General features: G+C 57.2%; 28 protein-coding genes. 12 read left to right on the top strand and 16 right to left on the bottom strand.

What is annotated here, in order from left to right:
- Nucleotides 1–415, top strand: a 415-nt coding sequence (locus PMI03_RS15590) for an elongation factor 1-alpha C-terminal domain-related protein (protein WP_007694894.1), incomplete at its 5' end; no start/stop codon positions are given.
- A 43-nt stretch (nt 416–458) separates the two neighbouring features.
- Here PMI03_RS15590 and PMI03_RS15595 read toward each other — a convergent pair.
- A complete protein-coding gene (locus PMI03_RS15595; RefSeq protein WP_007694897.1) occupies nt 459–1,382 on the bottom strand; it encodes a LysR family transcriptional regulator in 924 nt (307 codons plus the stop codon).
- A gap of 190 nt (nt 1,383–1,572) precedes the next feature.
- Between PMI03_RS15595 and PMI03_RS15600 the strand changes: the two genes are divergently transcribed.
- The 4 genes from PMI03_RS15600 to PMI03_RS15615 all read left to right on the top strand — a co-directional run bounded on the left by PMI03_RS15600 (nt 1,573) and on the right by PMI03_RS15615 (nt 6,772).
- A complete protein-coding gene (locus PMI03_RS15600; RefSeq protein WP_007694899.1) occupies nt 1,573–3,141 on the top strand; it encodes an MFS transporter in 1,569 nt (522 codons plus the stop codon).
- 354 nt (nt 3,142–3,495) lie between these two features.
- Nucleotides 3,496–3,843 carry a hypothetical protein gene (locus PMI03_RS15605; protein ID WP_007694901.1) on the top strand — a complete coding sequence of 116 codons (348 nt, stop codon included), beginning with the start codon at nt 3,496–3,498 and terminating at the stop codon, nt 3,841–3,843.
- Between the two features lie 427 nt (nt 3,844–4,270).
- The gene (locus PMI03_RS15610) at nt 4,271–5,332 is read left to right on the top strand and encodes a porin (protein ID WP_007694903.1); all 1,062 of its coding nucleotides are present in this window, start codon (nt 4,271–4,273) and stop codon (nt 5,330–5,332) included.
- Between the two features lie 351 nt (nt 5,333–5,683).
- Nucleotides 5,684–6,772: a 3-deoxy-7-phosphoheptulonate synthase gene (locus PMI03_RS15615; RefSeq protein ID WP_153510213.1), complete on the top strand. Its 1,089-nt coding sequence runs from the start codon at nt 5,684–5,686 to the stop codon at nt 6,770–6,772.
- 64 nt (nt 6,773–6,836) lie between these two features.
- Here PMI03_RS15615 and PMI03_RS15620 read toward each other — a convergent pair whose 3' ends face one another.
- A complete protein-coding gene (locus PMI03_RS15620) occupies nt 6,837–7,619 on the bottom strand; it encodes a class I SAM-dependent methyltransferase (RefSeq protein ID WP_039974152.1) in 783 nt (260 codons plus the stop codon).
- Between the two features lie 205 nt (nt 7,620–7,824).
- Here PMI03_RS15620 and PMI03_RS15625 point away from each other — a divergent pair, with 205 nt between their 5' ends.
- On the top strand, nt 7,825–8,715 hold the full coding sequence (locus tag PMI03_RS15625) for a LysR family transcriptional regulator (protein ID WP_007694909.1): 891 nt from the start codon (nt 7,825–7,827) through the stop codon (nt 8,713–8,715).
- Between the two features lie 378 nt (nt 8,716–9,093).
- On the opposite strand, the gene PMI03_RS15630 is transcribed toward PMI03_RS15625, so the two are convergent.
- The 6 genes from PMI03_RS15630 to PMI03_RS15655 all read right to left on the bottom strand — a co-directional run bounded on the left by PMI03_RS15630 (nt 9,094) and on the right by PMI03_RS15655 (nt 12,482).
- Entirely contained in the window at nt 9,094–9,330 is a 237-nt protein-coding gene (locus tag PMI03_RS15630) for a hypothetical protein (RefSeq protein WP_007694911.1), read from the bottom strand.
- Entirely contained in the window at nt 9,331–9,858 is a 528-nt protein-coding gene (gene msrA, locus PMI03_RS15635; protein WP_007694913.1) for a peptide-methionine (S)-S-oxide reductase MsrA, read from the bottom strand.
- Entirely contained in the window at nt 9,855–10,304 is a 450-nt protein-coding gene (gene msrB / locus PMI03_RS15640; RefSeq protein ID WP_007694915.1) for a peptide-methionine (R)-S-oxide reductase MsrB, read from the bottom strand. Before msrB ends, msrA begins: the two co-directional genes overlap by 4 nt.
- Nucleotides 10,305–10,492: 188 nt before the next feature.
- A complete protein-coding gene (locus PMI03_RS15645; protein ID WP_007694916.1) occupies nt 10,493–10,990 on the bottom strand; it encodes a GAF domain-containing protein in 498 nt (165 codons plus the stop codon).
- A gap of 42 nt (nt 10,991–11,032) precedes the next feature.
- Nucleotides 11,033–11,815 carry a pentapeptide repeat-containing protein gene (locus PMI03_RS15650; protein ID WP_007694917.1) on the bottom strand — a complete coding sequence of 261 codons (783 nt, stop codon included), beginning with the start codon at nt 11,813–11,815 and terminating at the stop codon, nt 11,033–11,035.
- A 436-nt stretch (nt 11,816–12,251) separates the two neighbouring features.
- Nucleotides 12,252–12,482 carry a hypothetical protein gene (locus PMI03_RS15655; protein ID WP_039974137.1) on the bottom strand — a complete coding sequence of 77 codons (231 nt, stop codon included), beginning with the start codon at nt 12,480–12,482 and terminating at the stop codon, nt 12,252–12,254.
- A 25-nt stretch (nt 12,483–12,507) separates the two neighbouring features.
- On the opposite strand from PMI03_RS15655, the gene PMI03_RS15660 reads away from it, so the two are divergent.
- The 5 genes from PMI03_RS15660 (at nt 12,508) to PMI03_RS30725 (ending at nt 15,528) form a co-directional block, all read left to right on the top strand.
- On the top strand, nt 12,508–13,668 hold the full coding sequence (locus PMI03_RS15660; RefSeq protein ID WP_007694918.1) for a hypothetical protein: 1,161 nt from the start codon (nt 12,508–12,510) through the stop codon (nt 13,666–13,668).
- A gap of 104 nt (nt 13,669–13,772) precedes the next feature.
- Nucleotides 13,773–14,222, top strand: a complete 450-nt coding sequence (locus PMI03_RS15665) for a hypothetical protein (RefSeq protein WP_007694919.1) — start codon at nt 13,773–13,775, stop codon at nt 14,220–14,222.
- Between the two features lie 115 nt (nt 14,223–14,337).
- Entirely contained in the window at nt 14,338–14,463 is a 126-nt protein-coding gene (locus PMI03_RS31730; RefSeq protein ID WP_309574385.1) for a hypothetical protein, read from the top strand.
- A gap of 43 nt (nt 14,464–14,506) precedes the next feature.
- Entirely contained in the window at nt 14,507–14,800 is a 294-nt protein-coding gene (locus PMI03_RS15675) for a hypothetical protein (RefSeq protein WP_007694921.1), read from the top strand.
- Nucleotides 14,801–15,189: 389 nt separating this feature from the next.
- Nucleotides 15,190–15,528, top strand: a complete 339-nt coding sequence (locus PMI03_RS30725) for a hypothetical protein (protein WP_309574386.1) — start codon at nt 15,190–15,192, stop codon at nt 15,526–15,528.
- Between the two features lie 177 nt (nt 15,529–15,705).
- On the opposite strand, the gene PMI03_RS15685 is transcribed toward PMI03_RS30725, so the two are convergent.
- Both PMI03_RS15685 and PMI03_RS31735 read right to left on the bottom strand, forming a co-directional pair.
- The gene (locus tag PMI03_RS15685) at nt 15,706–16,734 is read right to left on the bottom strand and encodes a hypothetical protein (RefSeq protein WP_007694923.1); all 1,029 of its coding nucleotides are present in this window, start codon (nt 16,732–16,734) and stop codon (nt 15,706–15,708) included.
- A complete protein-coding gene (locus PMI03_RS31735) occupies nt 16,731–17,108 on the bottom strand; it encodes a hypothetical protein (protein ID WP_309574387.1) in 378 nt (125 codons plus the stop codon). The genes PMI03_RS15685 and PMI03_RS31735 overlap by 4 nt, the downstream gene beginning before the upstream one ends.
- Nucleotides 17,109–17,601: 493 nt before the next feature.
- Here PMI03_RS31735 and PMI03_RS15690 point away from each other — a divergent pair, with 493 nt between their 5' ends.
- Complete coding sequence (locus tag PMI03_RS15690) at nt 17,602–18,168, top strand: NUDIX hydrolase (protein WP_039974159.1); 567 nt, start codon at nt 17,602–17,604, stop codon at nt 18,166–18,168.
- Nucleotides 18,169–18,279: 111 nt separating this feature from the next.
- Here PMI03_RS15690 and PMI03_RS15695 read toward each other — a convergent pair whose 3' ends face one another.
- The 6 genes from PMI03_RS15695 to PMI03_RS15720 all read right to left on the bottom strand — a co-directional run bounded on the left by PMI03_RS15695 (nt 18,280) and on the right by PMI03_RS15720 (nt 20,871).
- Entirely contained in the window at nt 18,280–18,537 is a 258-nt protein-coding gene (locus tag PMI03_RS15695) for a hypothetical protein (RefSeq protein WP_374191900.1), read from the bottom strand.
- A 130-nt stretch (nt 18,538–18,667) separates the two neighbouring features.
- On the bottom strand, nt 18,668–19,015 hold the full coding sequence (locus PMI03_RS31740; protein WP_052034279.1) for a hypothetical protein: 348 nt from the start codon (nt 19,013–19,015) through the stop codon (nt 18,668–18,670).
- 2 nt (nt 19,016–19,017) lie between these two features.
- Complete coding sequence (locus PMI03_RS15705) at nt 19,018–19,620, bottom strand: glycoside hydrolase family protein (protein ID WP_007694935.1); 603 nt, start codon at nt 19,618–19,620, stop codon at nt 19,018–19,020.
- A complete protein-coding gene (locus tag PMI03_RS15710) occupies nt 19,607–19,846 on the bottom strand; it encodes a hypothetical protein (RefSeq protein ID WP_007694936.1) in 240 nt (79 codons plus the stop codon). Before PMI03_RS15710 ends, PMI03_RS15705 begins: the two co-directional genes overlap by 14 nt.
- Before the next feature lie 15 nt (nt 19,847–19,861).
- Complete coding sequence (locus PMI03_RS15715) at nt 19,862–20,182, bottom strand: hypothetical protein (RefSeq protein WP_007694937.1); 321 nt, start codon at nt 20,180–20,182, stop codon at nt 19,862–19,864.
- On the bottom strand, nt 20,182–20,871 hold the full coding sequence (locus PMI03_RS15720) for a hypothetical protein (protein WP_007694939.1): 690 nt from the start codon (nt 20,869–20,871) through the stop codon (nt 20,182–20,184). The genes PMI03_RS15715 and PMI03_RS15720 overlap by 1 nt, the downstream gene beginning before the upstream one ends.
- Between the last annotated feature and the right edge of the window lie 407 nt (nt 20,872–21,278).

Consider the following 21,278-nt stretch of genomic DNA (forward strand, 5'->3'; position numbering starts at 1 on the left):
CGGCAGCCGCCGTCAGCGCGTGCAGGTCCAGCCGATCGCGCAGCTCGAACTGAAGACCGGCGCCTGGGCACCGGCGCAAGCCCTGTGGATGAACGCCATCGGCAAGGTTCGTCTTTCCTTTGACGAAGCCGCCGTCTTCGATCCTTACGATCAGAACCGCTCGACCGGCTCCTTTATCCTGATCGATCCGGACAGCAACAACACGATCGCCGGCGGCATGATCACCGGCAAGCGCACCGATCTCGGCGGCATCCACAAAGAGGGCCAGCGCGTTCTCCTGTCGCTGCCGGCAGATCTTGCCGACCAGATCATGGCCAGCGAACTCTTCGCCAGCCGCCGCGACGAGACGGAAGTCCGCCGCGTCACCGCTGCGCAGGCTGCGGACATATGGGCGAACGCGGCAAGCGACATCTGATCCAGATCGGATCGACGACAAAAGGGGCCTCACGGCCCCTTTTTCATGCGCTTGCGGCACCCGGCAGGGCGTCGCAGCTTTTTGCAAAAAGCCGCTCGCTCAGAAAGTCGACGAAGACGCGGACCTTTGGCGACAAATGACGGTTCGACGGCCAGAGCAAATGAAAATGGCCAGGCCCATCGATATGATCATCAAGTACCGTGCGTAACTTGCCCTCGGCGAGCGGACTGCGCGCGAGGAAATCCGGCATGCACCCGATGCCGAGGCCGCTGATGACGGCGCCGCGCAGGGCCTCCATGTTGTTGCAGGACAGAGCAGTTTTCATGTGCAATTCCAGCCCGCCATCGGGCAGGTTCAAGGGCCAGTTCTGCAGCTTGCCGCTGTTGGGGAAACGAAACCGGATCGCCAGATGATCGTCAAGCGCGCGCGGGCAATCCGGGACGCCATGGCGCTCGAGATAAGCGGGGGCAGCACAGAGCAGCATCTGGAACGGCCGCAAGGTGCGCGACATCAGCCGCGAGTCCGGCAAATCCCCGCTGCGGATCGCGACATCGACGCCTTCTTCGATCATATCGACGATGCGATCATTGAAATCGATGTCGAGTTCGACCTCGGGGTAGCGGACAACGAACTCCGGCAGTACCGGCAGCAGGAAATGGTAGCTGACAATGGGCACGCTGACGCGCAGCCGACCGCGCGGCACGGCCACCGCCTGGGCAAGCGAAGCCTGCGCATCCTCGAGATCGTCCAGCACCCGCCGGCAGCGCTCGTGGAAAAGACGCCCCTCCTCGGTCAGGCGAATGCTGCGGGTCGAGCGCTGCATCAATCGCACGCCGAGCTGCCGTTCGAGATTGGTCACCGCCTTGCCGACGGCCGAGGCCGAAAGACCGAGCACACGCCCGGCGGCGGCGAAGCTGCCGAGATCGGCGCTTCGAACAAAGGCATTGAGGCCACTTAGCCGATCCATCCTCATTTCCATTCGATCGTTTTCTTCCAGTATATATGGAAACTTAGACCTATTTTCAGTCGATTGCATCAAAACTATCTTGGTCGAGTGTTCCGATGTTCCCGCAGATGATGACGACCGTCCTTGAAGGCGGTTCGTGCTCCCAAGTCGTCCGTAGGGTCCCTTTTGCTCAAATTCAGCGGATATCCCGATGCATCCCGACAAGACAAAGGCCGCAAGCCCGGCCGAGAAATTCTTTGTTCTGATCGCCGTGTGCTGCGCCGCCGCCGCCATGCCCCTCACCTTCACTGGCCCCGCTGTCGCCTTGCCGGCGATCAGCCGGACGCTCGGCGGCAGTCCGATCGCGCTCAACTGGGTCACCAATGCCTTCATGCTGACCTTCGGCAGCAGCCTGATGGCAGCCGGCGCGCTTGCCGACAGTTTCGGACGCAAGCGCATTTTCCTCTTGGGGCTCGGCGGCTTTGCCCTGTTCTCGGCGGGACTGGCCTTCGTCAACAATATCGTCTGGTTCGATATCCTGAGGGCCTTGCAGGGCATGGGAGCGGCGGCCGCTTTTTCCGGCGGCATGGCGTCGCTTGCACAGGAGTTCGACGGCACGGCGCGCATGCGCGCCTTCAGCGTCGTCGGCTCGAGTTTCGGTGTGGGGCTCGCTTTCGGGCCGATCGCCTCCGGCCTGATGATCGAGGCCTTCGGCTGGCCGGCGATCTTCATTCTCGTCGTCATCCTCGCCGTCCTGGCCTTTGGTCTCGGCGCACGCTTCCTGACCGAATCCAGAGACCCGGACGCCGCCAGTCTCGACTGGCCTGGCGCCCTCAGTTTCACGCTCGCCCTGACGCTATTCACCTACGGCGTCCTTCGCGCGCCGGAAAACGGCTGGGGCGACCCGTTGGTCATTGTCCTGCTGGTGGGTGCTGCCTTGCTCTTCCTGGCCTTCGGCATCATCGAACGCGTCGTGAAACGGCCGATGCTGGATCTCACCCTGTTCCGTTATCCGCGCTTTGTCGGTGTGCAGCTGCTGGCGGCGGCCCCCGCCTATGCCTTCGTCGTGCTGCTCATCCTTTTGCCGGTCCGCTTCGTCGGCATCGAGGGCATGAGCGAGATCGCCGCTGGCCGCATGATGGTCGCCCTGTCGGCGCCGCTTCTCATTCTGCCGATCGTTGCCGGCCTGCTGACACGATGGTTTACGGCAGCCACGATTTGCGGCGCGGGACTTATTATCTCCGCCATGGGCTTGTTCTGGCTCAGCTATCTCACCACGGGATCGGCACCGGCGGCATTGATCGGCCCGCTGCTGACGATCGGCATTGGCATCAGCCTGCCTTGGGGGCTGATGGACGGACTTGCCGTCAGCGTCGTCCCGAAAGAACGCGCCGGCATGGCGACGGGCATCTTCAGCACCACCCGCGTTGCCGGCGAAGGCGTTGCACTGGCCGTCGTCAGCGCCATCCTTTCCTCTTTCATCCAGTCAAAACTCGGCGCAGCAGCGGGGGACCATGCATCTTTCGCAGCGCAGCGGCTGGTTACGGGCAATCTCCTCGATGCAGTATCCAGTGTGCCTGCAATCGGGCATGCCACGTTGATCCAGGGCTATAGCGACGCCTTTAGCGAGCTGTTGTGGCTCCTGACGGCAATCACGGCTCTCACGGCAATCGTCGTCTTCACCTTTCTCGGTCGTCGCAATGCTGAAGAGAGCGCCATGGAAACAGGGACGCCAGGGCCGGAAAACAATGACGAGGTACTTGACACATCCAGCGCCTGACGTTGCTTCTACATCCAAGGCGGGTTGGCGCGAGAATGCCCACCCGCCGTACATCGCCTCGCAGGTGCGGGCTAGATCAGGAGACGAACGGACTTTGGACCGCAAGAGGACATCAACGCGCTCGCAACCGACACTGAATCACGCCTCAATCTCGTCCGAACCCTGATAATCGGGCTAACAAGCTGAAACCATGGGTAAAAACCACCTCTTTCTTGCCATATCCGCTACAGAATATTTCGCGGACACACAAAATGTGTGCGATGCGGGATATTGAACGAGGCCACGAAAGCGTTCCGAGACTGGTGTTCCCGCGCACGGCTGCTATATGACATCCCTATGATAACAGAGCGCTTTTTGAAGATTGTTGCTTGGGGCTATATCGCGGCACTGGTTGCCGTGACCTTCGCGCATCTCAATTGGCAGGCCGAGTTTGGCAATCCCTTCAATCTGTATCGAGCAGTCGCCCTCTGTCTTGCCGGCATGCTGGCACGGCTGGCCTATCCGCAATCGCCCTCCTTCACCTGCCTGCTGATGATCGCCAGCGTCTCGGCGCTCTGCTTCTCGCATTTCCTGGTGAACGGCAATTACGGGTCGCCCATGGACCTCATTGTCGCCATGACCGGCGGGCTCTGGGGTCTCGCAATCGGCGCCATGCTCAGCAGGCTGATATCGCCGACCTCAAAGCGAACGGCGCTGTATTAAGCCAAGGCCCTTCAGTCACCATCGGATGTTGATGCCCGTTTATCGACGTTGGCAAAGGCGTGCGTTGCGTTTGGGCTCAGCATGCCGCAGCTTTCAAACAGCGACACTCGACGGGTCGTCAATCGCCCTTTCAGGCGTCAATCTCCCACTTCCTACTCCGAATTGATCATTATGCAGCCAATATTATGGCTGACTTACTATCTATGTTTGTAAATGTGTCTTTCATGCAACTGGAAATGAAAAATCACGAAAACGTCATTCTGAGAAAAATATATCATATAACTTTACAGGAATTCGTCTCTAATAGCGAACAGAAGCGGGTGGGGCCCGTTTCTCCCGAGTCGGGGTTTTTAACAGGGATAGGGTCAGGCACGTCGATTTTTCGGCGCGATAGCCTATGCCCAATCTATATTGGATTGGAGTTTTTATGAACATCAAGAGCCTTCTTCTCGGCTCCGCTGCTGCCCTCGCAGTAGTTTCCGGCGCTCACGCTGCTGACGCTATTGTTGCTGCTGAGCCTGAGCCGCTCGAATATGTTCGCATCTGCGACGCATACGGCAACGGTTACTTTTTCATTCCCGGCACCGAAACCTGCCTGAAGATCGGCGGCTATGTCCGTACCGAAGGCAAGTGGTACAATGCCTACAACCCGGCTGACCGTTACGGTACGCTGTGGCACACCCGCGCTCATCTGACCGTCGATACCGCCACCGACACCGAATACGGCCCGCTGAAGACGGCTACTGTTCTGCGTTGGGACTGGCAGGATGGCGGTTCGACCACCACCAAGCTGATCGCCGCCAATATCAGCCTTGCTGGCTTCACCGTTGGTAAGCTCGATTCGGCCTACAACCTGTACGCAGGCTATGCCGGCGGCGTCATCAACGACGACGTTGTCTATGACGGCCCGTACGAACTCAACCAGATCACCTACAACTACGACGCCGGCAACGGCTTCACGGCTGTGATCTCGCTCGAAGACAGCAACTCCGGCACTGGCGCCACGGGCGTTAACGGCGAAGACAGCTCGGATCACTACGCTCCGGACGTTGTCGCCGGTCTCGGTTACAAGGCTGGCAACTTCGGCTTCAAGGTCGTTGGTGGCTATGACTCCATCGTCGAAGAAGGCGCAGTCAAGGCTCGTATCGATGGCGACTTCGGCGTCTTCAAGGCCTTCTTGATGGGCGGCTGGAACACCGACGGCGACAAGCTGAACAAGTATGCCAGCTCGAACGGTGCTGGCCCGGCCAAGGGTATCGGCTGGGGCGACTGGGCAGTTTGGGGCGGCGTGACCGTTCCGATCAACGACAAGCTGCAGGCAAACGCTCAGGTTGCCTACACCGACTCGAAGATCTTCGCAGCGACCGCGAACGTCAAGTTCAACCCGGTCAAGAACCTGCAGATCACGCCGGAAGTATCCTACACCAACTGGGACTCCATCAATCAGGACCAGTGGGCTGGCGTTCTGCGCTTCCAGCGTACTTTCTAAGACCTCGTTTTTCGAGATCTGATTAGACTTGACCCCTGATCGGATGGGGACTGGTCCTGCTTCCAGCGAAGCGGGGCCGGTCTTTCTGATCTGGGGTTCGTATTTTTGCTACTGCCGCCAAATTGGGAGCTGGATCGAGCACTCGCGATCAATTCCCAAGCTATCAACGGCATCGACAAGCCATATTTTTTGTCGTAGAGACACCGCATGTCGTTCACCTACGCAAACGCCTCGCGATTTTATTCGTACCGCTGCTCTCAGCGGAGGCGGGCCTGTGCGTAGATAAAACTGACGCAATAAAAGACCCGAACAGCCGCTAGTCTACCTGGCGGCTTTTTTTGTCGCCACGGTATGACCCCAAAAGGAACCGATACCGTGTTGAATTCCACTGATGATCTGCGAATTATCGAAATTACCGCGCTCACGCCGCCCGCTCGCATTATAGACGAGATCCCGCGAGACGCAGCGGTTACCTCGGCCGTGACGGGCGCACGCAGCGCCGTACACAACATCCTGCACAATGACGATGATCGCTTGATCGTCGTGATAGGCCCCTGCTCTATCCACGACCCCATCGCCGCGCGCGACTACGCGGCTCGGCTGATGGAACAGCGCGGCCGCTTCGCCGACGACCTTGAAATCATCATGCGGGTCTATTTCGAAAAGCCGCGCACCACGGTCGGCTGGAAGGGCCTCATCAACGATCCGCATCTCGACGGAAGCTACCGTATCGAAGAAGGGCTGCGCCTTGCCAGGCAGCTCCTCGTCGACGTCAACGAGATCGGGCTGCCGGCCGGTTGCGAATTCCTCGACACCATCACACCGCAATACATCGCCGACCTCGTAAGCTGGGGTGCGATCGGCGCGAGGACGACCGAGAGCCAGGTACATCGCGAACTGGCTTCAGGTCTCTCCTGCCCGATCGGGTTCAAGAACGGCACGAATGGCGACACGAGGATCGCGCTCGATGCGATCATGGCGGCGTCGCAGCCGCATCATTTCCCCGCCGTCACCAAGGACGGCCTTGCCGCCATCGCCTCGACGCGCGGCAACGACGACGGCCATATCATCCTGCGCGGCGGCAAGCAGCCCAACTATGATGCCGCCAGCGTGCAGGCCGTGTCGGAGCTGGCTTCCAAGCTTGGGCTCGATCCGCAGATCATCATCGATGCCAGCCACGCCAACAGCAACAAGAACCCGGAAAACCAGCCGGCGGTGGTCAGCGCCGTCGCCGCGCAGGTATCTGCCGGCGACCACCGCATCAAGGGCATGATGATGGAAAGCAATATCGTCGGCGGTCGGCAGGACCTCGTTCCCGGCAAGGCCCTGGTCTATGGCCAGAGCATCACCGACGGCTGCATCGATTGGCCGACCTCCGTTCGTACGCTGGAGGAACTGGCGCGGGCTGCCCAGGCAAGACGCCGGATGTCTCGCCAATAACAGGATCACGGATCGTTCACAGGCAGACCCTGTGAACGATCTCAGTGCGTCATACTCGCTTGGATCAGGATTCGCTGCGGCTGACGATCAGTCGCAGCGAACCCTCAAACGCCGGCTGTGTCCGCAAATGCCCGTGTTTGGCATCCCAGGTGCCGTCTTTTAGATCGCGGCTGAGATCGGTAACGAACCGCTCGCCAACGGAGGGATCGACGAAGCTCCAGGCCGAATTGGCAAGGCGCGCGCCCGGCTCCAGCAGCCGCTCCGGCCGTCCGTAATAGGCCTCGCTGAAGCCATCGGTGCAGTTCAATGGGATCGGAACGGGGATGATCTCCGCATTGCCGCCCAGCCCTTCGCTGATGGCCGCCATTAGCGGATAACGGCGTGCCTCCACCGCGATCGTCTCCGGCGCATAGTCAACCAGCCAGCATCGGTCCAACTCGTTCGGATCACAGGTGAGGATGAGGACGGGACCGCGCGTCACCCGCCGCATTTCCGCAAGACCACCTACAAGATCGGACCACTGATGCACGGTGAAGGTCGCCATGCTCGCGTCGAAACTGTCATCCGCGAAAGGCAGCTTTTCGGCCGTGGCGTCGATGGCAGCAGGCAGATGCGCCGGCCGCTGCGCCCGCATCGACGCCGACGGCTCCACGGCCGTGATCTCGCGATCGACGGGCTCATAGGAGCCGGCACCCGCACCGACATTGAGGACGCTACGGGCATCGCTCAATGCAGCGCGGATAAATTCGGCGATCTGCGGATCGGGCTGGCGGTAGTTTATATAGTTCGTGCCAATCACACCGTAATTTGCGTCACCGGCGCTACCGTCTTTGTGTCTGTTGGTCATCGAAGTCTTCATCCTCTTCGCCTGGTGGCATGGGGAAGTGACGTTGCCTGGCTCAAGCACAGCTTTGCCATCGCTGGAAGCGCTCCCGCATTCCACACTTCATTGTTCCCTTAACGGGAGATCTTCTGTTTGCGGCGGGAGAAAACATCATGGCATGCAGGAAGAAAATCGATATGATCGAACAAGCATTGTTCGGAAAACTCACATGGCTCGTCGTATTCCCTCCCTCAACGCATTGCGTGCCTTCGAAGCCGCCGGCCGGCATGGTCGGATGACCCTTGCAGCCGACGAGCTGAACGTGACGCATAGCGCCGTCAGTCGCCAGATCCAGCATCTCGAGGATGTGTTGGGCGGGCCGTTATTCGAGGGACCGAAGAACAGGTTGCGATTGACGGAAGCGGGCTCGACCTTGCTAGCGGGCCTGACTTCCGCCTTCGATCAGATCGACATGTCGGTGCGGTCGGTTGCCGATGCCGAAGACGGATCGCTCGACGTCTCCTGCCCCGGCACCTTCACCATGCGCTGGCTGATCCCGCGGCTCTACCGCTTCCAGGCGGAATATCCCGATATCGAAGTACGGCTGACAGCATCGTCCCGCCCGGTCGATTTCACGCGCGATGGCTTCGATGTCGCGATCCGCGTCGGCGCGGCGCCCTGGCCGGAAGGTGCGGAGGTGATCGCACTGTTTCCCGAGCAGACGGGTCCGGTTCTCTCCCCGTCTCTGGCGGGAACCGTCACCGCGAACTTCGCGGGCGTTCCGCAACTTCATACCAGAACGCGGCTTCGCGCCTGGGGCGACTGGCTGTCGCGGTCAGGTGTACCTGTCGAGGCCGGAACCCGGGTGGAATACGAACATTTCTATTTCATGCTGGAGGCCGCAAGCGCTGGCCTCGGCGTCTGCGTGGCACCGTGGCCCTATGTGACCGACGATATCCGTTTTGGCCGGCTGACCGCCCCACTGGGCTTCATCGATAGCGGCCATCATTACGTCGCGCTGCGGCGTGCCCGGCGAAACCGGAAGTCCACACTGTTCTGCGAATGGCTGCGAAAGGAAGCACAGGCGTTTTCAGCCTCGCATCCCGCCCCGACAGGCTAGACCCGCCGAGGGTGGGAGCCAAACTCAATGAAGGAACTGCACCACCATAAGGACGACCGTGGTCACGGCCGAAGACACCGTCAAAGCAATCAGAAACGAAGTCGACATCATTTCGCTCCTCGAAGACCTTCGCTTCAAATCTGAAGATCGAAGGCTAACTACAGGAGCGAAAGTGGGATGTCGCGTGACAGCTGGCGTGACACGGCGAGAACTCGCCTAGAGGTTACATTGCATCACGACAGACGAACGCCCGCGGCTGAGTTTTACGTTGGGAAGGTTGGCAGACGAACTGAAGAAATCTTCAATTCCCATTGCTGGCCGTAGTAACGGACAACGCGCTGCGATGTACCGTCGCCGATACGAATGAATTCGGAGAGGTCATGCGGAAGAGACCGTGGATGCTTGGCCTCGCAGCCTAGCCGACAGGTACGGCGGCTCCTGAGCCGTTGCATGATCGCTCGTGGTGTCGTCGTGCTCCCCGAACTGGACAGGCGTCAGCAACGCCTGCCCTTCGAAGATTATGAGGGGCGCCTTGAGGCGGTCGATGATCCGCCGCGTCACGTCCCATGTGCCGAGATAGTGGTCCAGCCGCTTGGCTGCGGCGACTTGCGTCATTCAGGATGCCGCACGCTGCGTCGTATCGGCTTGCCTGACCGGAAGCTTCCAGCCAGGCCGGACGAAATGGCAGGTGTAGCCGTTCGGAATGCGCTCCAGATAGTCCTGATGCTCCGGCTCGGCCTCCCAGAAGTCGCTTGCCGGCACCACTTCGGTGACGACCTTGCCCGGCCAGAGACCGGAAGCGTCGACATCGGCGATCGTGTCGAAGGCGACCCGCTTCTGCTCGTCGCTGGTATAGAAGATCGCCGAGCGGTAGCTCGTGCCGACATCGTTGCCCTGACGGTTGCGCGTGCTCGGATCATGGATCTGGAAAAAGAATTCCAGCAGATCGCGATAGCTGATCTTCTCGGGATCGAAGACGATCTCGATCGCTTCGGCATGGGTGCCGTGGTTGCGATAGGTCGCATTGCGCACCTCGCCGCCGGTATAGCCGACGCGGGTCGAGATGACGCCGTTATAGCGGCGGATGAGGTCTTGCATGCCCCAGAAACAACCGCCGGCGAGAACTGCACGTTCCGTAGTCATCGGATATCCTCCACTTGGTCGAGATAGGCGCCATAGCCTTCAGCTTCCATGCGATCACGATGCACGAAGCGAAGCGAGGCGGAGTTGATGCAGTAGCGCAGGCCGCCGCGATCGCGCGGCCCGTCGGGGAAAACATGGCCGAGATGGCTGTCGCCGTGCAACGAGCGCACTTCGGTGCGCAGCATGCCATGCGACAGATCGGTGAGCTCGTTGACGTTGGCGGTCTCGATCGGCTTGGTGAAGCTCGGCCAGCCGCAACCGGAATCGAACTTGTCGGAAGAGGCAAACAGCGGCTCGCCCGACACGATGTCAACGTAGATGCCCGGCTGCTTGTTGTCGAGAAGCTCGCCCGTGAAGGGACGTTCCGTGCCGCTTTGCTGCGTGACGCGATACTGTTCGGGAGACAGCTTCGCTATGGCCTCGGAGGTCTTGCTGTAATTTCGCATTCTTGTTCTCCTTGCTCTTGGACGCATACCTCAAGCTTCACCAGTCATTACGGGAGAATGCCGGACATCGTTACAGACGTTAAGCTCAATAAGCGTCGCGGGAGTGGTTGCGACGAAAATATAGGTATGGGGCAGCCGATTTGCCATATCGCGCAGGGCGGCATGATGCATCGTGCGGCAACTGGCAGTCACTCATCCCAGTCACAGGCAGCGGTGTAAATCGCCGAGAGCGCCTCGATGCCGGCCTGGTCGTCCTTGTCGAAACGGCCGGGAAGCGGGCTGTCGAGATCGATGACGCCGAAGACAAGACCATCCCGGAACAAGGGCACCACCAGCTCCGAGCGGGAGGCGGCGTCGCAGGCGATGTGGCCCGGGAAGGCGTGTACATCCTCGACGAGGATCGATTGCTCCTTTTCGATCGCCGTGCCGCAAACGCCACGCCCGACCGCGATGCGGACGCAAGCGGGCTTGCCCTGGAACGGCCCGAGCACCAGCTCGTCATCCGACTGCAGGAAATAGAAACCGGCCCAGTTGAGGTCCGGCAGCATCTGGAAGATCAGCGCCGATGTATTGGCGGCGTTGGCGATCGGATCGGCCTCGCCGTCGAGCAGGGCCTGCAACTGGCCGGCAAGCTCACGATAGAATTCCGGCTTGCTGGAGGATTGAATCGTCTGTTGCGCGAACATCTACTATCGCCTTTCGGTTGGGTCATTCCGGACGGGTTGCCGTCAATCCTTGTCATCGGGCGGGCATGGCCAGGAACCAGGCGCCTTCAATCCCGGAGGCAGTATGGTCGTCTGGTCGCCGCAGGCTAAATTGACCTGCGTCTGTACCAGACCGGTTGCCGCCGACAGGTCTATGCCCTCGATGCGGGTCAGATACAGGAAGGCACCACCGAAGGTGACCGGCCCCTGGATGGTCACGCCGCTCAAGGTGGCGCGGGAAAGATTGGCGAAGGAGAAATTGACGCCCGTCAGCACCGCCTTGTCGAAATCGGCGCGACCGAGTTCGGCCTTCTGAAAATCGACATTCGCAAGCTGCGCACCGCTGAATTCAGCCCGCTGCAATTCGGCATTGGCAAATGTGGCGCCATTGGCGACGACATTGCTGAAATCCGAGCGATAGGCTTCGATCTTGGCAAAATTCGTGCCCTCAGCGCGCGCGTTCTTCAGCCAGGTACGCACCAGCGTTGCCTTTTCCAGATTGGCCGAGGTGAGATTGGCATTGCTGAGATCGGTGCTGTCGAAATGAGCGCCGGCGAGATTGGCGCCATGCAGATCGCTGCCCGGCAGCATGATGTTGGTCTTGCTGCATGAGCTCCAGTCTATGCCGGGTGCCGCGACCACATTGTCACAATCGCCGGCGAAGGCGGATTGTGCGGCGCCCGAAGCGAGCAGGAGCGCCGCTGCCGAGATGCCTGCGAAACGACCAAGGGCGGCACCGCCAATATTCCGGCCCTGCCGAAATTCCGCTCCAGCCTGCCAGACCAGTCTTTCAAAAAGGCTGCTCATCTCGTCGCTCCGCTTTCCGCAACCATTGACCCATCCTCGACATCGAGTCGGATGCACTCATCTTTCCCTTGTATATGGTGCTGCGAGCGACAAAAAGAGCCCGGGCTGCAAAAGGATATTGCGAAGCGAATGAATGGTTTGACGCCCGAGGCACGACGGGATGCGGATATGGCGATCAGCTACCGGAAGCGGGTCAAATTTTCGGGAAAAGATCGGGAATTTAGAGCTGGTCGGAGTGGAGTGATTCGAACACTCGACCCCCACGTCCCGAACGGAGAATGCTTCGCGAAAACTCACCATTTCCGGGACAGGCAAATCCACGTGGTCCCTGTCTGTTCCGGTTCTGTCCATTCAATCGGTCCGCAATCGGTCCGCACAGATCATTTGTTCTCACCTTTACTCGGTCCGATGCGGGGTGGCGTCAATAATGATTTCTCTAGGAAAAGAATGATTTGCGGGTCGAGAGTTCGATACCCTCGACGTGCATCATGGAATTTTCTGATCTGCCAGCTGCCATCGCCTCAAGAAAATGATGCGGAACAATGAACCTCTCCAACCGCAATGCGGCTTTGGAAATCAAGCTCGCACTATCCTTGACACCGAGGTTTTGACCAAGCAGTTTTCTCGCCCGCACGATTGTCTCTGCAAAGCCAATCGGCGAAATCAAACGACCTTTCGCCAACGAGATCGAAATGAGCAGATACTACGGGAACGACATACTTGTTCTACCTCAAGATCTTATAGCCTTTGCGTGGTCTGCGCCAATGCGCGAGCTAGCGGCTAAAGTCGACTTGTCTGACGTTGGTTTAAAAAAACAACTCGTCAGCCTTGGCGTTCCCCTCCCCCCACAGGGATATTGGAATAAAATGAATGCCGGCAAGCCAATTCCTGCCACGCCCGAACCGGAGGCAAGACGGCCGGGGCAAATTGGGCGATTTCGCATCGATGATCGATTTCGAAAGGTCGTTCCAGTAGCCCGGCCGATAACCGCTGCAGGTCCTTTTGAATCGAAAGAGATCCCAGAGGACCTGGACGAGCTTTATGCTCAGGAGTTGAAAGCTATCGGCAGAGTAACGGTTCCTAAGTCGCTCGATCGCCCTCACAGCGGCTTGGTCCAACTATTGAGCAAAGAAGACAAGAACCGCGCGAAATTTGCCGAACGCGGTTGGGGTGAGCCTTTATTCGATAGCCTAGTCGCAAAACGTCAGTTGAGAATTCTCAACGCATTGTTTTGGGCAGTCACCAAACGTCGACATAGTGGCCAAGCCTACGAGCATGACGGGACGATCCACGCATCCGCCCTAATAGGAGATACCGGGGTTGGCATCGACATTTCGCTTGTTGGAAAAGATCCGCGCCGGCAGAGCTGGCAGCCTCTTGCGGTTGGATTACCACTTTCCACCCCACTTGCCCTCACAATCTCGCCTCGGTTCGACGGACGTGCATCACGCAGATGGCAAGACGACAAGGAAGGGCAGCTTGAGGAGAAGATTGCCATAATCGCAGCCTCTCTCATTGTTGCTGGAGAATCAGGCTTCCGAAATTCCCTTCGGGAGACAGAAGAGCGCGAAGAGAAGAAGCGTCTTGAGGCCGAGAAGCAACGTCAAGAGCATCTCAAGGCTCTAAATCAAGAGCGTCTGAAAAACCTTATTAGGTCAGGCGACTTGTTGCGACAAGCCCAGGATATTCGGATCCTCGTTGAACGTGTCCGCGATGCGATAGTCAGCGGCACGAGCGACATTGAGCCAGCAGAACTGCGGCCTTGGGAAGAATGGGCGTTAGAGCAGGCCGATAGAATCGATCCCATTAAGTCCGGCCAGTTTTTGAGCCATCTCAGAGAGCCGGAGACGTAAATTCGACCTCCCTTGGCCCAGGCATTTTTCCGGAAATGAGACGGAGCTGTATGCAATGACGAAGAAGGTAATGATCATCTGGAAACAATGTAGGATGCCGGAAAATGACACGCAAAGCGCTGATCAAAGAGGCCGAGCTCCGTCGTATGGCGAAGTTGGCAAAGCAATTCGGTGTCGTCGTTGAGCAGGAGTTTCAAGGCGTCATAATAAGGGTTGCGCCGCATCACGGCACGGCAGCCCAACGGGAATCAGAGCCTAACCCATGGGATGCGGCCCTGGATGCGCCGCCGGAGCCCATACAGCCGCAGTTTGATCATCGAGAGCAGTTTGCAATGGAACGGCTAGTTGAGCTAGGTGTTGGCCGGAAGATCCACTCCTGCACTATCCGTTCGTTCGGGCCTCATACTCAGGCGAAGCTCCTGGATCGCGGCTATCTAGACGTCACCCACCAGCCAGGCGACAAATTTAAAGATGACGAGATCAGTCTCACCAATAAGGGCCTTTCAGATTGGAATGCCCTGAAGCGGCATCGGAGCAAATACTTCAGTCTCTAAATCGCTTGAGGGTTCCATGACCAGAGCAGCATTTCGCCAAGCCGACATTGAACGTATCCTTCGCGCTGCAAAGGCTGTCGGCGCTGTAGTGCAGATTGATCTCCGGAGGCTGGTCGTGACTATCTACCCGAATATGGACGAGGCAAAGGTCGACCCGCTCACTGGCTTGGCCCCGGATGGGCCTGAGAACTGGGATGACGACAGACCGATCAGAAAGCTTCCCGACGATTTTGCATTGTAAAGGATCATCGTCGAGTTGCAGGCGAAGAACCGAGGATGGGAAAATGATCGATATCAATGGTGCGATGACACCAGCCGCTCTTGTCGCTAAATTCTCTGAAGCTGGTATCATCATCTCCGAGCGGACACTCCGGGAGCGAGCTCGCCAGCTCGGCGCCTATCGGCTCGTTGGCAAAACAATGTTTTTTATGCCCGAAGATATCGAATTGATACTCGAAGCAGCGAAGCCACAACCGAAGGGACAAGCTACTGCAGCGGTGAGCTCCAATTGGACAGATGCAGACTCCCAAGCACTCAGGAAACGGCTCACTACCAAAACCAGGCCGTGTCGTGATTGAGGACAATCTCCTTCCAATTCGAGGCGGCGGCGGCTAGGAAGCTGATCGAGGAGCATTTGCGCCCGATAGATAAATCAGAGGGTCAACATTGAGCGACATTCCTTCAAACCAGCCACCGCCAATAACTGACGAAGAAGTTAAGCACGCACTGGCCTATCTGGCGAAAAAGTCCCAAGACTCTAAATGCCCGTTTTGTGGAAACGTTACATGGCTTTTCGAAAGTGTCGACCAGACAGACCGAAATTCACCACCTCGCCTTTCCTATGTAATGCTTGATAATCGGTCATTTTGGGATGCGGTGCCGGCTATTCCGGCCATAACTTTGACTTGCGACAATTGCGGCTTCATCCGACAGCACAACGTAAATATGATCGTAGGGAAAATACGAAATGGTGGATAAATCAGGAAATGATAACTATCATCCTGGAGACACCAGCAATGTCGTCCAACTTCGTGCTGGCAATACGAGCGGTGGTGGCTCGTCTGGAGATGGTGAAATGGAAGGCCGCGTAGCGAAACTCGAAGCTGACGTAGAATATATGCGTCGCGACGTATCAGAATTGCGCACCGATATGCGTGATGTGCGCGACCGCCTGACAAAGATCGAAAGCACTATGGCGACAAAGGGCTTCGTGTTTACGGTCTACACAATCATCGCAGCGTTGCTCGGCGCGATCATTTTGTTTCAAACTCAGATACAGACCATTATGGGCGTTCACCTCCCCTGATCTCCTCGTCCAACATCATCCTTCATAGCCCGCTTCGGCGGGTTTCTTTTTGGCGCGGCCCACATATTGAACCTCAATACGACGACACTTCCAAGTCGCTTTGCAGAAAGCTTGACCGGCAGGCCGCTATTCTCTTTTACCCAGAGCCCAAAATGATTAATGACATTTGCGTTTTGATCAGTCGGTAAAGCTTACTCTTCCTTGAGCAAAATATGCCGAAGCATCGTCTAATCTTCGATAGAACGACATAATAACTTTTGCAGTTGCTAAAGGATGGTGATCCGTCAGTTGCGCCACGGTATCGAAGTCAGGTGCTGTCATTAAAACAGAAAGCTTCTTTACCTCTGCGTTGATGAAGTCATCGACGGCATCGATATGAATATACGTTTCAACGCTTTGCTTAAGATACTTATTTTCAGATAGATACTTATAAATACTATTATATTGACGAGATATATCGGGTCGGCTACTCAAGAAGTTAGGGATTATTGCCTGCATCTCAGTAAACAGCTCGTCCTCACCGCGGATTTCTACCGTTCCGGGTGATGCGTAGCTAATTTTCTCTAAGCCTATTCGTTGAGTTCGTTGCAGCTTCTCAGTGAGCTCTTGGAAAAAGTGGACATAGCTGAAGCCACCTTGAAATGGCTTTTCTCTAAATGTTTTACCGATAGAAGCACGAGCGGTCGTTGCAAGACCTGCGTTCTTCCAATTTTTCAACGCTGCAATAAATGCGTAAACATCCGTATAGCGCTGATAGAAATTCCCAAATTCCGGCATGTCCCACTCGCCATCAACGACGAGGACTTCCTCATCGGACGCGAGTGGTTCAACAGCGATCTCTTCGGTATGATATGTCGAAAATAGCCTAGCCTCAGGCAGATAACGCTCTGGCAATGGCTCTGTGAATGGCTGCATTGAAATCTGATTATCGACCATCGACAACAAGTCGAACAAGTAAAACAGCCGGTCAGATCGATAGGTGTAGAGATATCGCAGATCGCAGTTACCGTCCATGTAAGCCTGCCAATCTCTTTGGGGAACAGAGACGGCAAGAAACATCATCTTGGTAGGATTATCATCGGGAACGGCTATTGCGACAATTGGGACCTTCCGATCCCTCAAAAGAATGAGCTGGGGCTCATCCGCATAAATCAATGTGGTCGAGAATTCAGCTTTCCGTTTCCTTGGTATCTTCGGAAGCTTCATAGCTCGAACATGCCTGTAATTGCGGTTGAAACATCGAATGTATCATACATCCAAAAATCAACATGCTGTCTTTTGCCAAACTTAGATCTCCCAGACCCAATGGGTATATGGAGCTCCGCAAGGTGAGTGATAGTTTCCCTTTTTTTGGGCATCCGTGCGATACGCTCGGCAGCTTCCTTGGAAATAAACAGCGAGCAAGACGAATAGTGGCAATCGTCTACTGTCGATGGTTTCGGCAGCCCAAGGCGCTGATGGGAATAGTATTGTTCCACGCAAAAGGCCGATGAATCCACGAAACGGTAGGCCGGTCCAAAAGCCTGATCTAGTGCTTCTGCAGGAGGACATTGATCTGGTAACGTTTCGAGATAGGCCATTTTTTCCCCATTTTTCCTAGGCGATAACGCAACGAATCGTTTTCATCAACATGAGTAAATTCAACCAAGGCGGGCACTTCAACTAAGTATAAGTTTGTATTGAGATATTTTTTTATTGTTTTGAACGATTTGCCTGGAACTACTGAAGGTATGTGAGCCACCCAATACGAGTTAAGCTGCCTTCGCCACCCGCATGCACTCCTCGATCATACCAGTCGGGTACCCACTGGTCTTTCAGGTCCGTGTAAGCGAGCGGCGGTAAAATTGGATTGTGCGAACACTCGTGCCCCAAAACCGAGGTCCGCACAGGGAGGTCCTTTCAATGGGCCTTTGCAGCTCTGTCTCAACGCCCCGAGGCATAGCCGTTTCCGTTTGCTACCCGCATGCAGCTTGATAAGATCCTATGACGCCGGAACCCGAGGCAACCCCTCAGGTTTTCATTTGCCTATTTGCCCATGCAGTAGCCGGAGAAACAGTAGCGTGAGGGATGTATATGCAGGAAGGCTGGAAAACTGTCGCATCAAAATCGCTGGTGAAAGATCGCTGGATTGATCTTCGCGCTGATCAATGTGTCACGCCGAACGGTCAGGAAATAAGTCCGTATTACGTCCTTACATATTCGGATTGGATCAATGTTGTAGCGATCACGCCCGACGAGCAAGTATTGCTGACAAGGCAATATCGACATGCTGCGGGCCAGGCATTCTGGGAGATTCCCGGCGGTGGCATCGACCCTAATGATCCTGACCCGTGTTCAGCCGCTGGCCGGGAGCTCGAGGAAGAGACCGGCTACCGCGCCGAAAAAATCGAACTCGTCACGACCCTTTTCCCTAACCCTGCCTCGCATACCAACCGACTCCATACGTTCCTTGCCAGCAACGTAACTCCAATTGGAACACAGCAGCTTGAAGCCGGTGAAGAGGGGCTGACCGTGCATAAGATGCCGGTTCGGGAGCTTGTTGAACGACTTCACGATGGGTTTCTTGGCCAAGCCCTTCATACGTCGTCCGTCCTTATGGCCCTTCTGGTGTCAGGCCGGATAAAAGCGGCCCTTCCCTGAAATGGAACTGAACTGTTCCGTAGGAGGATGACCGCTTCGGGCCGGGGCCGTCGACGATGGAGCCGAGTGCCATGAGCTTCCAACTTCTGACATCATCGGCGTGGCCGCACATCACTTTTGCGGATGTATCCAGGCTATGATTTTCAGCACGTTTTCATAGAACGACACCGCGCCGACCATAATGGCGAGGAAACCCAGAATAACCCAGCGCATGAAACGCCCCACGGTCTTTGTCGAGCGCACAAGCTCGAGGCCGTCCTTCAGCAATTCGATGTCGTCCTCCCGAAGCTGGGAAAGGAATTCCTGTGTTTCGGAAGGCAGCTCATTGAACCGATTGGCGGGAAGTGCTGTGGGGTCCATAGTCGTCATCTCGTTTCTTTCAGTGGGGAATAGACATCAGGCCAGCGGCGATCGCGCATGCAAGCGCGCCGGCGGATAAGAAGAAGAGGATGAGGCTGATGCGCGCCAGCATCACCAGCACTTTTCGGAATGACCGAACCTATTGTGGGCCGCGACTTGGTTGGCAAACGGTCGATCCGTTTGCAGGATCGTTACTGACGTCGAGAGACTTGGCTGGAGCTTCTGCCAGCCGTCGCACGCATTCTGCGGTGTCGGCGTCTGACAGCCCGAGATCAGAGCACAAAGAGGGAGCAGCAGCAGTAGACACCTGGTCATTGACCACATTCCTTTCGCGGAGAAGAGTTACCGATTTGGAGAGAGCGGCTGCGGCCGCCATTTGCTTGCCTTCGCCCTGCCCTATCCAGCGGGCCGGATAGAAGACGATCGCGGCGCCCAACACGAGGCCAATGCCGATTTTGAGGTAGTCGAAGATCCCGAAACCGAACATGATCAAACCCCCGAGCGGCAAAGTTCGCCTTCGCCAACACGCGTCGGGTCGCCCATGCCGCGCCGGTTATCGAGCCCAATGCGGAATTTACCTCCCGCCTTGTTCCATGCTCGAGCCGCCTCGCAGCTCGCGACGTAGTCCGGGCGCTGGCTCAGTCGCGCAGCATCGTTGACAATCCGTGCCGCCGTCGAGCCGCACGCGCCACCTGTCCCGATATTCCAAGAGAGCGAGAGCATCATGCCGCGCCAGGCGAGCGGCTGCTTATCCCAGTTGGCGATGCAAGCAACCAGCGCCGGCCGGTACCGCTTCTCCATCTTCATCGCTGTGCGCTGATCGCACCCAGCCGGCGTTTCGACCTGTCCAGGTCGAACATCGTCAGTATCGCCGTCGCATATGGTCATGACCGGCGGCTTGGCGATCCGGTCGAGATAGGCGACGAGCTGGCGCCCTTCCCACGGCATCGCGGTCTTGATGGCAAGCGCGACGTCATCATGAACCTTAGGCTGCCCTGGGAAAATCGTGACATAGCCACCGATAGCGACGGCGACGATAGACGCAATAAGGGCCCTCGCCCGCGGTGTGGCGCGGAGCTTATTGATCGGCATCGATATCACCTTTCAGATTTTCTTGAGCAACAAGGCGGGAGATCAGAGCGCCGCAGGTGACGAGGCCCGACAGGGCGGCGAAGATGCCGCGCGGGATCGTGACGACTTGATCGATGATCGGGAGGGCGATCTCACAGCCGGAGAGGATGCCGGCCGCGACGATGAACCGGATGCTCCACGCACGGCGAAGCACCCGGCCCGCATCCGGGACGAGTTTCAGTTTCATTTGTGACCCTGGAGATTAAAGCGCGGCCGCAGCCGTGAAGAAGTCGTCGATCTGCTGATCGGTAAAGCCCATGGCCGAAAAGCCAGCGGCCATCATGGGTTCCGTCCGGACGAACGACCCGGAATATTCATAGGCGATCTGCACCGCCTTGGACTGGCTGGCAATCCATGCGTCCACCTGATCAAGCAGGCCGGCGGCGAGAAGCTGGAGCTTGAACTGGCGAGCGGATACAGAGGCAGGAACCTGAGGAACATTGAGCGTGGCACGGAAGGCCTCGAATTCAGCCTCTTCCTCTGCCGTCATTTCGATTGTTATGCCGTCGACAATCTTAAACATCACGGTTTCCCATAAAGTCTGGCATAGCCAGAGGTGAACGACCCGCTAGATAGCGCAAGCACGAACGCGGTAATTGCCGTGACGGACACGCGCCTATTGAAGCAGAGCGTCATGACATCTGCCGCAGCGGAATTTCTCGTTACAATGGTTCCGAATATTGTTGGCCAGGAGCCATTGCCGCCGACATCAATGTTGATGTGCGCAGACAAACGGGGGGATGCGGCGACAATGGTTCCCGTGAGAGAGGCAATATTTGATGCCACTGATCCGGCCGAGACCGTCGATCCTGTCGCCCCGATGTTGTTGATTGTGTAATCACTCGCGCCGTTGTCCCATGGCGCGCCCCCTGTCGTGGACGTCTGTATGTATAGGACAGTCGCGGCGGTGGCATTGACCTGGCTTAGGATAAGCTCGAATTGCCTATACGCGGCCGGCAACGTAAAACCGATGTTCGTCGCCCCCGAGAGAGCTACTTCGGAGCCGATTTGCATTCGTCCAATTGCTAAAACCGTTTGAGCTCCGGCGACCGACGAGGCGCCAGTCCCACCGGCTACAACCGGCCTGGGCACGTTCAAATCAGTCGCCAAATCCTGATTGATGCCGTTGACGACAGCGCTTTGGATGAGGGTGTTGGGCGTGAACGAGCTACCTGGCGGCAGCGAGTACACCCCTGATCCGTTTCTTGGCATAGGCATCTCCATAGAAAAAGGCGCCCTAATGAGCGCCTTGACGAGAAGTTGAAAATATTGCTTCGATATTCGCGCGGTATTCCCGCACGATCGAGGGCTAAATGCGAAAAATCCTGCTGTCTGTCGCCGCGGTAGCGGCTCTCACTTCCTGCGTTTCCTCCGCAGACGAAGACGTGCCGACGCCTGCCGGACAGGTGCTGCATCAGGCGAAATGCAATGGTTCACCAAATGGCTGCATGAAAACTGCCGCCAAGACCTGTCATGGCACCTATCAAGTTGTCGACAGCTCTTCTAACGCCGGCGGCCTGATCGCCGATATATTGCCTGGCCCAATCACGTGGTACAGAATGAGCTATCAATGCGGTAAATCTGACGGACGCATGCCAACGTTTGCCTTCCGAGGGCAG

The sequence above is a fragment of the Rhizobium sp. AP16 genome, from assembly GCF_000281735.1.
GTDB lineage: Bacteria > Pseudomonadota > Alphaproteobacteria > Rhizobiales > Rhizobiaceae > Rhizobium > Rhizobium rhizogenes.